The sequence below is a fragment of the Aquimarina hainanensis genome (assembly GCF_042684685.1).
Classification (GTDB): Bacteria; Bacteroidota; Bacteroidia; order Flavobacteriales; family Flavobacteriaceae; genus Aquimarina; species Aquimarina hainanensis.
In genome coordinates this window covers 126,789-140,514 of sequence record NZ_JBHULX010000017.1, presented here as the reverse complement: position 1 = coordinate 140,514, position 13,726 = coordinate 126,789, and the positions used below count along the sequence as shown (strand labels likewise).

Sequence of the window (13,726 nt, the reverse complement as noted above, 5' to 3'; positions counted from 1 at the left end):
TCTTAGTATTATTTATTTTTTTCTTCCCGATCGTCAAAATCAAGATGATTCTTCACTCCATCTCCGTCATCATCATAGTACGTAATTTCATCCTCACTAATCTTACCATCTCCATTCTTATCTTCTACGGTAATTTCATTCTTTGTTAATACCCCATCATTATCATCATCATTATCTAAATAGTCAAAAGCACGATCTCCATCTGTATTATCGTCAAGATCGGAAGCTAACAATCGATCCTTATCTAAATCCTCTAAGAAAGAAGGAATTCCGTCTGCATCATGATCTGCTTGATTTACATCATATAACTGTACTGTAAACATGATAGGGGAATATACAGGTATTCCTGTTCTCGATTCTGAAAAATACGCTAAGCCCGAAGGAATAAACACCGTATAATGCCCAAAATCATTATTATAAGTTACTGTTCCATCTTGATTTTCTACAAAACCAGAAGCTCCTTTAAAGTCTACAGCCGCTTCTCTAAACCCTTCTACAACACCAGGAAGATCAAACCACAAAGGGGTTGCTGTACTATCAAATATCCTTCCTGTAGGATCATCAGGCGCTATGTCTTTTTTATAAAACAGCTCTCCTTTATAATCAATAAATGTAGAATCTGCAAAAGTTGCTTTTCCTCGTTCTCCAACACCTTCATTATAACTAAGAATATACAACGTATATTCTACATCAAATCTTTTAATCGTCTTTTTAATTAGGTTCTTAGAAGCGTATAACGATTCTTTTTCACTATTGACTCCCTGAATCGTATCAAAAAGAACCTCTTTATTATTCTCATCTATAGGATTCACCAAAAAATGAGTTTTCAGATATTCTTGTATTAACTTATCATCTTCTATCTGTTGTTCTCCTCTATCTCGTGGTGGTTGAATGGTGACTCCTCCATCATCATCTTTTTTACACGAATACAAACCACACATAGCAAGTGAAGCTACAAAAACATATTTCTTTAGATTCATCTGATTACTTTTTGAAGGCGCAAGATACAATTTTCTTGTACTTTTGCTTGACAATTATTTGATATAAAACGCATTTTAAAACAAATTTATGCGAGTTGATAAATACTTATGGTGTATTCGATACTTCAAAACACGCAGTATCGCCACAAAAGCATGTAAAGAAGGTAAAGTCAGAGTTAACGGAGACCTTATAAAACCTTCCCGGGAAGTGTATCCTATGGATAAAATATCCGTAAGAAAAAACCAAATCAATTATGAACTAATCGTTTTGGACACTCCCGACAGCAGACTCGGAGCCAAACTTGTCGATATATATCGTAAAGACGTTACTCCAGAAGAATCGTTGCAAAAATTAGACTTATTAAAATACTCGAAAGATTATTATCGCAAAAAAGGAACCGGAAGACCGACTAAAAAAGACCGAAGAGATATTGATGATTGGATGGAAGACCCTAAAGAAGAAAACACAAATAATCAGGAATGGGATTAGATCAAGAATACTGGAACAATAGGTATCAAAATAAATTGACAGGTTGGGATATCGGGCAGCCTTCTCCTCCTATCACTCAATATTTTGAACAGCTACAAAATAAAGCACTAACAATTCTTATTCCCGGAGGTGGTAATGGGTATGAAGCCGAGTTTCTTTATAAAAATGGTTTTAGAAATACTTATTTACTCGATTTTTCTGAAGAAGCACTTTCTAATTTCAAATCTAGAGTTCCAGAATTTCCTGACACACATTTAATCTGTGATAATTTCTTTAATCTAAAGGGAAAATTCGACTTACTTATTGAACAAACTTTTTTCTGTGCACTTGACCCCAAATTAAGAGAAAACTACGCCCAACAAGTCAGTAAACTACTTACTCCTACTGGAAAAATCATCGGGGTTCTTTTTTCCAGACACTTTGATCAGCCCGGACCTCCTTTTGGGGGAAACATTAATGAATACAAGGCTTTATTTTCAAAACACCTGACAATAAAAACATTAGCTCCTTGTTATAATTCTATCCTTCCGAGAAAGAATAACGAGCTCTTTTTTATCTTTACAAACTATAAGGAATAGCAATCTATAAAGTATATTTGTAGCTCACAGTATTTAATTTTTTTCAGCATGCAATCGGAAAGCAATATCATTCTTACTCATGAACAAATTCAGCACAAAATAAGACGTATCGCATATCAAATATATGAGACAAACGTCTATGAAACAGAAATTATACTTGCTGGAATCAAAGTTAATGGGTTTATTTTTGCTCAAAAACTAAAAAAGGTTCTGGAAGAAATATCTGATATCAAAGTGACCTTATGCGAGGTTACTATGGATAAAATATCTCCTCAGAATACTGTAGTAACCTCTCTATCCTCTGAAGCATACAAAAATAAATCTGTCGTCCTTGCTGACGATGTATTAAATTCAGGAACAGCATTGATATACGGAGTAAAGCATTTTTTGGATGTACCACTATCTAAATTTAAAACTGCTGTTTTGGTAAATAGAAATCATAAGAAATACCCGATAAAAGCAGATTTTAAAGGAATCTCTCTCTCAACATCCTTACACGAGCATGTAGAAGTTACTTTGGGAGACAATGACATTGCTATTTTAAAATAGCCTGAATTTCTGCTACAATATCATTCAGCGCCTTCTTATCTGTAATAATCTTATAAGCTGCCTGATTATAATAAAACGAGCGCTCGAAAAGATGTTTTCTAATAAAATCTTGTAACGCCTCTTTGGTATCCAGATGAGCTATCAGAGGGCGTTTATTCTTTTCACCAAACAACCGTTCCACCAATTCATCAACTCCTGTCTGAAGATAAATACTACGACCTTCTGCTAATTTGTTTATGATTTCAATATTTCCGGAAAAACAAGGCGTTCCCCCTCCCAGAGAAATAACCGTATTTTCGAAGGTACCTAGTACCTTTTTTAAATAAAAATGTTCTTTTTTTCGAAAATACACCTCTCCTTTCTCCTCAAAAATATTTTTTATTGTTTTTTTTTCCTCTGCCTCTATATAATCATCTAGATCCAAATACTCACTACCGATAGTTTCCGACAGACACCTACTTACCAATGACTTACCACTCCCCATATAACCGATTAACACTATATTCATACTATAATTTTTAGCCTTATTTTCTACTTAGAAAAGTACGATTTAAAAATATTTTCAAATTTATGTCATTTTTTTCTTGAAAAATAAATTAATGATAGTATATTTGCACCCGCATTCAAGGAACAGAATGAATGACCGGGTAGCTCAGTTGGTAGAGCATCTCCCTTTTAAGGAGAGGGTCCTGGGTTCGAGCCCCAGCCCGGTCACAACAAGATATTACAACATATCTTACTAAGTTCAGTAAAATATTTTTTTTTGTATTTAGATGACAACATCTAATCAAATGACCGGGTAGCTCAGTTGGTAGAGCATCTCCCTTTTAAGGAGAGGGTCCTGGGTTCGAGCCCCAGCCCGGTCACAACATATCATTATTCTATTGTAATTCTATAATTACTATCTATATTCAATAAAATGATATTCTGCCCAGGTGCTGGAACTGGTAGACAGGCATGGTTGAGGGCCATGTGTCCATTAGGGCGTATGGGTTCGACTCCCATTCTGGGCACTAAATACATTTCAATTATCTGACTTTCATTTTTCTTCAAACACTATATTTACAATACCAAACAGTTAACGTATTTGATATTGTAACAAATGAAACATCCGAAGATCTTCCTCTTTTCAAATGTTCACCTTCCCTTTATCACAAACAAAACACGATTTTTACTATCCATGAAAATATCCTATTTTTTTGATCTTAAGACATAAAGAAAAATGCTTTTTTATTTATTCCTTTTAACATTTAATTAGTTTTTCTTCATTTTTCGCATTCTTTTTTTCTTAACAAGAAACGTAGGTCAAACACACTATAATAACAACAATTTACCTAACAAACCCAACCCAACCAGTAGCTGTTAATTTTTACAAATAAAAACACTCTATTTACTAAAATAAAGTTAATAAACAAGAAACTTCCCTGTGTATGAAAATCGCTAATTAAATTTGAATCAAACAATTAACCAACAAAATCATAAAAAATAACAAACACTAGTTCTACTTACTCTATGAAACCAATTATACTTTTCTTACAATCAATATTTTCTCAATATCAAAAACAGTAGTACTCCTACTCTACGAAACCATTTCCAACTTCACCTTGATTAAACGCAATGGTTTTTATTAAATCGATATAGTATAGTTTTTTTTTTAGAATTTGTAATTCGAACCAGACGTTTTTAAAATATTAAAAATAAATAGGGTCATTATTCTGTTGAATAATATCTTATTGGGTTGTAGTAGTATTTAATGAAATCACACCTCTTTACGGGGTGTGATTTTTTTTAGCACACTCTAAACCAACTCCATATAAAGATACTGTTAAGCTAGCTGTAAATTACTGTTAAACATTAACAGTATTTAATCCAAACAAACCATAAATAGTAAGTACTTTTGTCGTAATTTAAAATAAGTCTAAATTTAAATAAGATGAAAAAAGTACTATTTGCATTTCTTGTTTTATGCAGTACCCCCTTTATTTATGCCCAAGAGACAGGAAGTATCGAAGGGTTAATTACTAACGAGAACAACGAACCCATTCCCTTTGCCACTATACAGCTAAAAGAAGCTGGTGCTGGAGCAGAAGCTAATGTATCCGGAGTTTTTTCTATAAACAATGTTCCGGCTTCTGAATATACTATTATAGTAAGTTCTATTGGCTATAAAACCGCACGACAAGCAATTTCTGTAACAGCGAATACTGTAACAAACATCACCATTACATTATCAGAAGACGCCTTGTTAGACGAAGTAGAAGTCTTTGGCGATCGCTATAAAAGAGCAGAAAAAATAGAAGCACTAACAAGATTACCATTGGCTCCTAATGAACAACTACAAAGTATATCTGTACTTTCTCACAAACTTATCGAACAACAAGGAGCATTAACCATAAGCGATGTAACAAAAAACGTAGCCGGGGTATACACTTTTGCCACCTATGGTAATACTAAAGAAAGTATGTCACTAAGAGGTTTTAGAGGAATTCCTATTCTAAAAAACGGGGTTAGAATCAATTCTGACTTCAGAGGAGTGGGAGTCTTAACAGATATGGCTGGAGTTGACAACATCCAAATTTTGAAAGGAATTTCTGCAATTAGTCAAGGACTAGGAACCGACCTCGGATCTGCTGGAGGGGTAATTAATATTGCTACAAAAACTCCTAAATTCCACGAAGGAGGAGAAATCAGTTTTAGAACAGGAAGTTTTGGCAGAGTCCGACCAGCTTTTGACTTCTATGGTCCCCTAAACGAAAAACAAAACATTGCTTTTAGAATCAATGGGGCCTATGACAGAGCAGATAGCTACAGAACACGGGTTAACTCTGAACGCTTATACATCAATCCATCTCTGGCATGGAAACCAGATGACAAAACAACTATAATTGTAGAAATGGATTATCTGACAGATGGAAGAACTCCTGATCAGGGAACAATCAACTTAGGAGGTTACGACACCAATAACATCTACAAATTACCTAACGACCAATTTGTAGGATTTGCTTCAGACAGGCAAAACACAAAAAACACAACTTACGCAATCCGTTTTGACAGAAAACTGACTGATAAAATTGATTTGAAAGCTGGTTATTTTTCCTCGGAACTGGATCTTTACACAGAAAGCTCATACCTTACAACAGGTACCAGACAACAATTACCTGCCCTGGATTCTAATCAACGATATAGAACGTATTATGCTGATGAAAGAGCCGATAACAATAGCGTACTTCAAATTGATGTAGTCGGAAAAAATATTAAAACCGGATTCTTATCACATACTTTCCAGATTGGTGTAGACCACAGAACTTCCGAGTTCAACAGCACTCCATATAATGTAACATACCCGGGAGACAGGTCTTATGTAGATATCATTGATGTTTTTACAAAAATCCCAAATGAGTTACCACAAGGGGTTCTTGTTGCTGCTAATCCCGACAGAGGCTCTGGATCTCAGTTTAAATCATATGGTTTTGTCATTCAAGATAAAGTAGGAGTAACTGATTGGTTAGACGTATTTTTAGGATTGCGATATACATCCATGGAACGAACCCGGGGTAACTTTATCGGACGCCAGTTAAGTGGCTCCAAAACAGATGACGCACTAAACCCATTAGTTGGTTTTAATGTAAAACCAACAGAAAACATCACAGTATTTGGTTCTTATGCCAGCAGCTCTGACCCAAGAACCTCATTCTACACAGATAATAATGGAGAAGAATTAGGTACCGAACGTTGGGATCAATTCGAATCAGGAATCAAATCTACATGGCTGGAAGAAGCATTGCGATTTAATGTTACCCTATTCCTAGCACAAAACAAAAACCTAAACTTACAGGTTGTTGACGATGCAGGTAATGGATTAGGATACTATCAGCAAGGAGGAGAAGATGTAAGACAAGGAGTAGAAGTAGAACTAATAGGTCGTGTACTTCCCAACCTACAACTTATCGCCGGATATTCATATCTAGATGCCAAATACAAAGATCACCAGGCATATTACTTTAACTCCAGACCATTAAACACCCCTGAACATACTGCTAATGCATGGGCACGTTATAGTTTTGAAAATAAACTTGAAGGATTATCATTAGGAGTCGGAGCATACTACTTAGGAGAACGCCCTCATAATGTATGGTCTCGAAGCTATACTCATGCCGGAGTTGAACCTGGAGTAAAACCGTTTGACTTAGAAGCATACACAACCGTTAACATACAAGCTTCTTACAGGATCAATGAACATTTTAACATCGACTTCTTAGTTGACAATGTTTTTAATGAAACCGGATTTAACGCTTACAGAACCGCTTTTATCAACCGAATCAACCCAGCTACTATAAGCACAATTTTAACATACAGATTCTAACACACTCACATAGTGAGCACTATCTAGTTTATAATGAAGAAAACACCATGACATCATGGTGTTTTTTTTATTTCATTTACTATTTCTTAGAAAAAGAACCTTTATTTTTAGTGTAGAATTTCAATTCAAAACAAGGATGAATAACGAAATCCCATTAGTAGACAACACCTATTTATTGCAGAAATTCCCAGGAAAAGGAGGATGGACTTACGCACATTTACCAGAAATAAAACCTGACAAAACAACTCCATTTGGGTGGGTTATAGTAAAAGGCACTATTGACGATTATCAATTACAACACCATAAATTAATGCCTATGGGAGACACCACATTATTCCTCCCTGTTAAAGCTGTAATACGAAAAAAAATAAATAAATCCGCCGGTGACTATGTTAGAATACGTTTATTCAAAGATACTACGACACTTCTAATCCCTGATGAGATTACACAATGTTTACAAAACGAATCTAACGATATTTATCAAAAGTTTTTATCCCTAAAAGAAGGAACTAAAAAGTCTTATCTAGATTGGATTTATTCTGCAAAAAAAGACGAAACAAAAGCAGCCCGTATTTTACAAATGATGGATGAATTAGCTTGTCACTAAAACCACATCAAACACTACCAAGAACTTGTTTTCTCTTTAGCATAATTTCCTTTCGGATAAATTCATTAATCTCCCATTGATTCCCTAAAGCCTGTGTAGTATTAGGAGCATATAATGTATACGGAAAAGGACCATACTCTGGAGTAATTGTTATATAATCATCTTTTCTGGATAATGCCTTATCTATTATCTTATTCCACCACCCCATAAATACAGTAAACTCTTCTTTATAAAGTTCATCTCTCGGATCTATGATTTGTGGACTCTGAGACGAACCTACTCTAGCATGAATATGAAAGCTATGATCTATAGCTTTTTCTACAGAAACCTTCTGATTTTCTAAAAGAGATTCTGCTACACAACACCAATGCGAAAAATCTGCTGTCAGTTTCAGAAAAGGAAATTCTTTTAGAAACAGCGCTCCTATATGAGCTGCGAAACAAAACCTCGACCGATGTGTCTCATGAGTAATTCGAACCCCTGTTTCATCTTCAATTTCTTCGGCTAACAACAGTAATTCTCCATTTTGCGAAAAAGAAAAGAAATCCATTCCTGTATGAGAATTAACAAATAAAGGTTCTGCTTCCACTAAGTTATACAAATGTCTTTTAAAATTCTCTTTGTGATCAGAAAACTTCACATCTTTAGTCTCCCAATGCTGTCCTACAAACTCTAACTCGTAATCTTTTAATCGATTCAGGACATCATATTTCTCGATTCCTCGCAATGGCAGGTCTATCTCAACGCCATCATACCCTGCCTCTTTTACTTTTTTAAAAAATTCAGTCCAATTTACATCTCCACTCCCCCATCTAGGATAAATAAATTTAATCTCCATTCGTTTAGTTTCCCTGTTTATTTCTAAATGCTCTTTTTCCTGTATGATCTACTCCTTGTTTTCTTTCCAGGGCGATCATGTCCGCTGGTCTAAAATTAAGGATCAATGCCCTTCTTTGATTCGGCGTTACATTTCCCTTACTATAATGAAGTACAAAACCATTATGGAACGTGCATCCACCCGGGTTCAAAGGAATACTCTGTGCTAAATTTGTTTCCGCATCACAATACAAAGCTCCTCCATTAGGCAAAGCTTTATGTGTCAACACACCTTCATCTGGTCCCACAGGGTTAAACCACATACAACCATTATCCTCATACACATCATCCAAAGCTATCCAGCAACTTACCGCACGCTTATCCGGCATATCTATCCAATACGCTGCATCCTGATGCCATGGGGTTTCTGTATCTGTATAAGGAGCTTTGTTTATCATCATATCAAAATCCAGTTCCATATCTTCTCCTAACAGCTCCTTTGCCCATAATAAAGCTCTCTGATAAGCGATACTTTGAGACAAAGATGCTTCGATACTACTTGGTCTCATTATTTGCGTAATTCGCTCTACCTCTTCTACTCCTTTTCCTCCTGACAAATCACTTCGTAACCCTGCCGTCCTTTTTTTATCAAGCAACAACTCATTATACGTACTTCTTAGTTCATACACCTCATCTATAGATATTAATGCATCTAAATGGGAAAAACCATAGGTCAAAAATCTATTTTTCATAACACACCAAAATTTATTTATACATTCTAAAAACAAATTTCACAAGTATCTGCTTTAAAGTCTTCTAAATTTGTACTACATTACTTTTTTATACAAACTTATCATATGCCTAACAACAAAGCAGAAAGAACCGTTATCAACCTAAACAAACTTGGATTCAATCGCTTTCTGCAATTCGGGCATTACAAATACACAGAAGCTAAACCCAAACTGGAAAATCACATTCATGAGGATAGTATTGAATTATGCTTCTTTCTAAAAGGGCAACAATTCTATCGCATCAAAAACGAGTTATTTCAATTAAAAGGGAATGACATTATCATCATTTCTCCTAATACACAACACAGTACTGGCACCTATCCAGAAGATAAAGGTGAATTATTTTGGCTACAGGTCTCTCTTAACGAACAAGAAGGATTGCTCTGCAACCTTCCCTCTCATCAAACAAACTCTCTTTTGAGCCAACTCACTAAAAATTCAGATATAATTTTTAAAGGAGCTCATTCCCTTAAAACCTCACTAGAGGAGTTAATGACCGAACTACAAAATCCTACCTCCTCACTAACAGCATTAAAAATAAACCACTTATTGATTCATGTACTTCTAGAAACATTAAATCTTGCGCAAACCCCAACTCAGGAAACATCATCAGAACGTCTGGAGATCATTAATCAATACATCATGGACAATCTTCATCGTATTATTTATGTAGATGAACTAGCTAGTCTTATTCATGTATCTACCGGATATTTTAAACCCTGGTTTAGAAAAAATACAGGTATTACCCCCAAAGAATACATTAACAGAATAAAAATAGAGAAAGCAAAAATCCTTTTGTCTCAAAAAAAATCAGTCACTCAAGTTGCTTTTGACTTAGGATATAACAGCTCCCAATATTTTGCTACTTCCTTTAAAAAATTCACAGGAATCACTCCCAAATCCTTTCTTCTTTCGCACAAGTTATTCCCTAAAAGAAACAGCTAACAAAACATTAACATTTTCTATAAAAACACACAGTAGATAGAAAATCAAAAGATTAAAGAAAAACTACTCTTAGGTCAGATAAACAGAGGCGTTAAATAATTCTAAACTATTTCTTTTTCCCTTCTTTCTAGCCTATTTTAGCTATGCGATTTACCGATCTGAAAAACACAGATCACAAGTCTCAAAAAATAGAATGTGGATTGTTAAGCCATTCACCTTTTTTAAAGATTAATTTCTTATTTAGGTGAATGGTTTTTTGTTTTTTAAAAATTTATATACCATTCCCAACACTCCTCTTTTTTTCAAAAAAAAACAGAATTCCCATATTTTTATAAAACATATTTGTAACAACTTTATCGACAATGCGTCCTATGTAAAAAGATAGAAGTACTCTTATCTAACTCAATGTAAAAAATAATAGTTCTTGAATTATGAGCAATGTTATACAAATCAGAGGAATCATACGAGATTTTAAACTTGGACAAGAGACTGTTCATGTATTAAAAGGAATTGATTTAGATATTAAACATGGAGAATACATTGCTATTATGGGACCTTCTGGGTCCGGAAAATCCACCCTTATGAATATCCTTGGTTGTCTGGATACTCCTACCGATGGAACATATGAGCTAAATGGTAATGATGTCAGTAAAATGACAGATAATGAACTGGCTGACATCCGGAATAAAGAAATAGGTTTTGTATTTCAAACCTTCAATCTTCTTCCTCGTACTACAGCGCTTGATAATGTTGCCTTACCTATGGTATATGCAGGAGCTTCTAAAAAGGAAAGAGCAGAAAGAGCAGGAGAAGTATTAACCGATGTAGGATTAGCAGATCGAATGGATCACAAGCCGAATCAGTTATCAGGAGGGCAACGACAACGGGTCGCTGTTGGAAGAGCACTGGTCAATAAGCCTTCTATTATCTTAGCAGATGAACCTACTGGAAATCTTGACTCCAAAACCTCTGTAGAAATCATGCAGCTATTTGATGATATTCATGCTGCAGGGAATACAGTAATCCTTGTTACTCATGAAGAAGACATCGCTGAACATGCGCATCGGGTAATTCGCCTTCGAGATGGTATCATAGAAAGCGATATTCATCAAAAATAACATTCTACCCCCCTCCCATCTACATCAATAATCATTTATAGCATTTATACATACTAGTAGATATTAATTTGTATTTTGGTACATAATTTTTTGTTCCATTAACGAAATTGTATGCAACCCACTCACATTATTATCTTAATAGCTTCCTACTTTATAGTACTATTAATCATTTCTCATTTTACGGGAAAAAACTCGGAAAACGATACATTTTTTAATGCGAACAAACAATCTCCATGGTACATAGTTGCCTTTGGTATGATCGGAGCCTCTCTTAGTGGGGTTACTTTTATTTCTGTTCCTGGCTGGGTAGAAGCATCTCAATTCAGTTACATGCAGATGGTCCTGGGATACACACTGGGGTACCTAGTAATTGGAACTGTATTACTTCCTCTTTACTATAGACTGAATCTCACTTCGATATATACCTATCTGGAGACTCGTTTTGGGCTATACGCATACAAAACAGGCGCTTCTTTCTTCCTTATTTCCAGAGTCATAGGCGCTAGCTTCAGATTATTCCTGGTGGCAAATGTATTACAGACTATCATTTTTGACAGTCTCCATATACCATTTTGGGTTACAGTTATTATTACCATTCTTCTTATTTGGTTATATACTTTCAAATCCGGAATAAAAACAATTGTATGGACAGACACCTTACAGACACTATTTATGCTTATAGCTCTTGGAGTTGCTATTTATTACGTATCTCAAGATCTAGGGATAAACGGAACAAATATTCTTGCGTATGTAATGGATGATCCGAATTCCAAAATATTCTTTTTTGAAGACATAAAAGACAGTAAATATTTCTGGAAACAATTCCTATCAGGTGCATTCATAGCAATCGTTATGACAGGTTTGGATCAGGACATGATGCAAAAAAACCTGACCTGCAGAAGCCTAAAAGATGCACAAAAAAACATGTTTTGGTTTACAATCGTTTTAACTTTTGTCAATTTCGTTTTTCTGGCTTTAGGGCTATTACTTACACAATATGCTTCTCAAAATGGAATAGAAGCACAACGCGATAAGCTCTTTCCATATATCGCTACACAAAGTGATCTAGGAATAGGAATCGCCATATTCTTTGTCCTTGGATTAATCGCTGCCGCATATAGTAGTGCTGATAGTGCCCTCACCTCCCTAACCACCTCCTTTAGTATTGATATTATAGACATAAAGAAAAGGATAGCTCCGGATCGACAAGTTAACGTCAGAAAATTAATTCATATTCTGTTTTCCATACTGCTCATCCTGGTAATAATTATATTCAAATATGCCATAGCTGATGAAAGTGTAATTGCTAAACTCTTCAAATTTGCTGGTTTCACATACGGTCCTTTACTCGGTCTATATGCATTTGGGCTTTTCACAACATTAAAAGTTTCTGACAGACAGGTTCCTTTTATATGTATTTTTTCTGTATTATTATCTATAGTAATAAACTTCTCTTTTCAGATTTTTGTTTACCTCTCTACAAAAAGCACCTGGAATGAAGCCGCTGAAGTTGCTTCCAGCACCTATTATCAATTTGGTTTTGAAATATTAATAATTAATGGAGCGATTACTTTTATTGGACTATTAGCGTCCTCAGTTTTAATACTGATCCGTAGAAAGTAACACCAAAGTACAAGCCTCTTCTATAGCAATATTTGCATTTTTTAATTTTTCGTAAAATTCTGGATTTTCAGTTCCCGGATTAAATAACACTCGTTTAGGCGAAAGTTCTAAAATATAATCATAATACGCCTTCTGATTTTCCGGATTTAGATACATTGTAACGGTATCAACTGCATCAAAAGGAAGTTTATCCGTTTCTATAGACACCCCAGCTACAGTTCCTTCTCTTGCTCCTAAGGCTACTGTATGATGATTGTAATTTATTAATTTTTTAATGGCGCGATTAGAGTACCTGTCTTCTTTTAACGAAGCTCCTAAAACAAGTGTTTTTTTCATAATTAAAAATGATTTGTTGCTATTGTTAATCTCTCTTTATTCTACAAGAATTTATCTTCTAAATACAAAGCAACATAATGGTCGTTAATCTATTCTCATCCTTACAATAATCCAGCATTTCATCTATAAAATGAGGAATTACACCTCTCAAATGTTAAAAAAACTTCTTATATGTTAAAAAACAAATATCTATGTAACGTAAGAAAGGTAATCTCGTCTTATATGGTATAAGATATGATTTTTCATAGATTTAGTTAGTTAGTTACTTAATAATCAAATTATATTCATAGTTGATGGTTAGTGTTTCGATTTGATTATTATACAAAACCGCCTCTGCAGAGGCGGTTTTTCTTTTTGCATACAACTTATCACCAAAAACACACAAATCACTAATTACCAATAACTTACTTTTTTAACCTTAAAAAAAATGTTAAAAAAAGGGGTTTTGATGTAACGGACTTTACGCATAATCGTCATATCCTATATAAATGTCTGATCAACATTTCTAAAAAGCTATGAATTTGCATTAT

Annotated in this window: 13 protein-coding genes and 3 tRNA genes; 11 read left to right on the top strand and 5 right to left on the bottom strand. The window is 34.6% G+C overall.

Features of this window, described 5'->3' with window-relative positions:
* Nucleotides 1–8: 8 nt before the first annotated feature.
* Nucleotides 9–980 (bottom strand): FKBP-type peptidyl-prolyl cis-trans isomerase, encoded by a 972-nt coding sequence (locus ACFSTE_RS10195; RefSeq protein WP_176029186.1) that lies wholly within the window; start codon nt 978–980, stop codon nt 9–11.
* An 88-nt stretch (nt 981–1,068) separates the two neighbouring features.
* Between ACFSTE_RS10195 and ACFSTE_RS10190 the strand changes: the two genes are divergently transcribed.
* Genes ACFSTE_RS10190 through ACFSTE_RS10180 form a run of 3 tightly spaced genes read left to right on the top strand, consistent with a single transcriptional unit; the run spans nt 1,069 to nt 2,597 of the window.
* The gene (locus ACFSTE_RS10190; protein WP_176029185.1) at nt 1,069–1,470 is read left to right on the top strand and encodes an RNA-binding S4 domain-containing protein; all 402 of its coding nucleotides are present in this window, start codon (nt 1,069–1,071) and stop codon (nt 1,468–1,470) included.
* Nucleotides 1,461–2,048 (top strand): methyltransferase domain-containing protein, encoded by a 588-nt coding sequence (locus ACFSTE_RS10185; RefSeq protein WP_176029184.1) that lies wholly within the window; start codon nt 1,461–1,463, stop codon nt 2,046–2,048. Before ACFSTE_RS10190 ends, ACFSTE_RS10185 begins: the two co-directional genes overlap by 10 nt.
* 48 nt (nt 2,049–2,096) lie before the next feature.
* On the top strand, nt 2,097–2,597 hold the full coding sequence (locus tag ACFSTE_RS10180) for a phosphoribosyltransferase family protein (protein ID WP_176029183.1): 501 nt from the start codon (nt 2,097–2,099) through the stop codon (nt 2,595–2,597).
* Here ACFSTE_RS10180 and ACFSTE_RS10175 read toward each other — a convergent pair.
* Entirely contained in the window at nt 2,584–3,105 is a 522-nt protein-coding gene (locus ACFSTE_RS10175) for a shikimate kinase (RefSeq protein WP_378256492.1), read from the bottom strand. The genes ACFSTE_RS10180 and ACFSTE_RS10175 overlap by 14 nt on opposite strands.
* 133 nt (nt 3,106–3,238) lie before the next feature.
* Here ACFSTE_RS10175 and ACFSTE_RS10170 point away from each other — a divergent pair.
* The 5 genes from ACFSTE_RS10170 (at nt 3,239) to ACFSTE_RS10150 (ending at nt 7,567) form a co-directional block, all read left to right on the top strand.
* Nucleotides 3,239–3,311, top strand: a tRNA-Lys gene (locus ACFSTE_RS10170).
* A 79-nt stretch (nt 3,312–3,390) separates the two neighbouring features.
* A tRNA-Lys gene (locus tag ACFSTE_RS10165) sits at nt 3,391–3,463 on the top strand.
* A gap of 63 nt (nt 3,464–3,526) precedes the next feature.
* Nucleotides 3,527–3,610, top strand: a tRNA-Leu gene (locus tag ACFSTE_RS10160).
* Between the two features lie 920 nt (nt 3,611–4,530).
* Nucleotides 4,531–6,960 carry a TonB-dependent siderophore receptor gene (locus ACFSTE_RS10155; RefSeq protein WP_378256494.1) on the top strand — a complete coding sequence of 810 codons (2,430 nt, stop codon included), beginning with the start codon at nt 4,531–4,533 and terminating at the stop codon, nt 6,958–6,960.
* 136 nt (nt 6,961–7,096) lie between these two features.
* Complete coding sequence (locus tag ACFSTE_RS10150; protein WP_176029180.1) at nt 7,097–7,567, top strand: YdeI/OmpD-associated family protein; 471 nt, start codon at nt 7,097–7,099, stop codon at nt 7,565–7,567.
* A gap of 7 nt (nt 7,568–7,574) precedes the next feature.
* On the opposite strand, the gene ACFSTE_RS10145 is transcribed toward ACFSTE_RS10150, so the two are convergent.
* Together ACFSTE_RS10145 and ACFSTE_RS10140 are read right to left on the bottom strand one after the other, a co-directional pair.
* A complete protein-coding gene (locus ACFSTE_RS10145) occupies nt 7,575–8,405 on the bottom strand; it encodes a sugar phosphate isomerase/epimerase family protein (RefSeq protein ID WP_378256498.1) in 831 nt (276 codons plus the stop codon).
* A 4-nt stretch (nt 8,406–8,409) separates the two neighbouring features.
* The gene (locus tag ACFSTE_RS10140; protein WP_176029178.1) at nt 8,410–9,135 is read right to left on the bottom strand and encodes a phytanoyl-CoA dioxygenase family protein; all 726 of its coding nucleotides are present in this window, start codon (nt 9,133–9,135) and stop codon (nt 8,410–8,412) included.
* 105 nt (nt 9,136–9,240) lie between these two features.
* Between ACFSTE_RS10140 and ACFSTE_RS10135 the strand changes: the two genes are divergently transcribed.
* The 3 genes from ACFSTE_RS10135 to ACFSTE_RS10125 all read left to right on the top strand — a co-directional run bounded on the left by ACFSTE_RS10135 (nt 9,241) and on the right by ACFSTE_RS10125 (nt 12,860).
* Complete coding sequence (locus tag ACFSTE_RS10135; protein ID WP_378256500.1) at nt 9,241–10,119, top strand: AraC family transcriptional regulator; 879 nt, start codon at nt 9,241–9,243, stop codon at nt 10,117–10,119.
* Between the two features lie 431 nt (nt 10,120–10,550).
* Nucleotides 10,551–11,237 carry an ABC transporter ATP-binding protein gene (locus ACFSTE_RS10130; protein ID WP_176029176.1) on the top strand — a complete coding sequence of 229 codons (687 nt, stop codon included), beginning with the start codon at nt 10,551–10,553 and terminating at the stop codon, nt 11,235–11,237.
* Nucleotides 11,238–11,348: 111 nt separating this feature from the next.
* Complete coding sequence (locus ACFSTE_RS10125) at nt 11,349–12,860, top strand: sodium:solute symporter (protein ID WP_378256502.1); 1,512 nt, start codon at nt 11,349–11,351, stop codon at nt 12,858–12,860.
* On the opposite strand, the gene ACFSTE_RS10120 is transcribed toward ACFSTE_RS10125, so the two are convergent.
* Nucleotides 12,837–13,199, bottom strand: coding sequence for a CoA-binding protein (locus ACFSTE_RS10120; protein WP_176031105.1), 363 nt, complete (start codon nt 13,197–13,199; stop codon nt 12,837–12,839). The genes ACFSTE_RS10125 and ACFSTE_RS10120 overlap by 24 nt on opposite strands.
* Nucleotides 13,200–13,726: the final 527 nt, after the last annotated feature.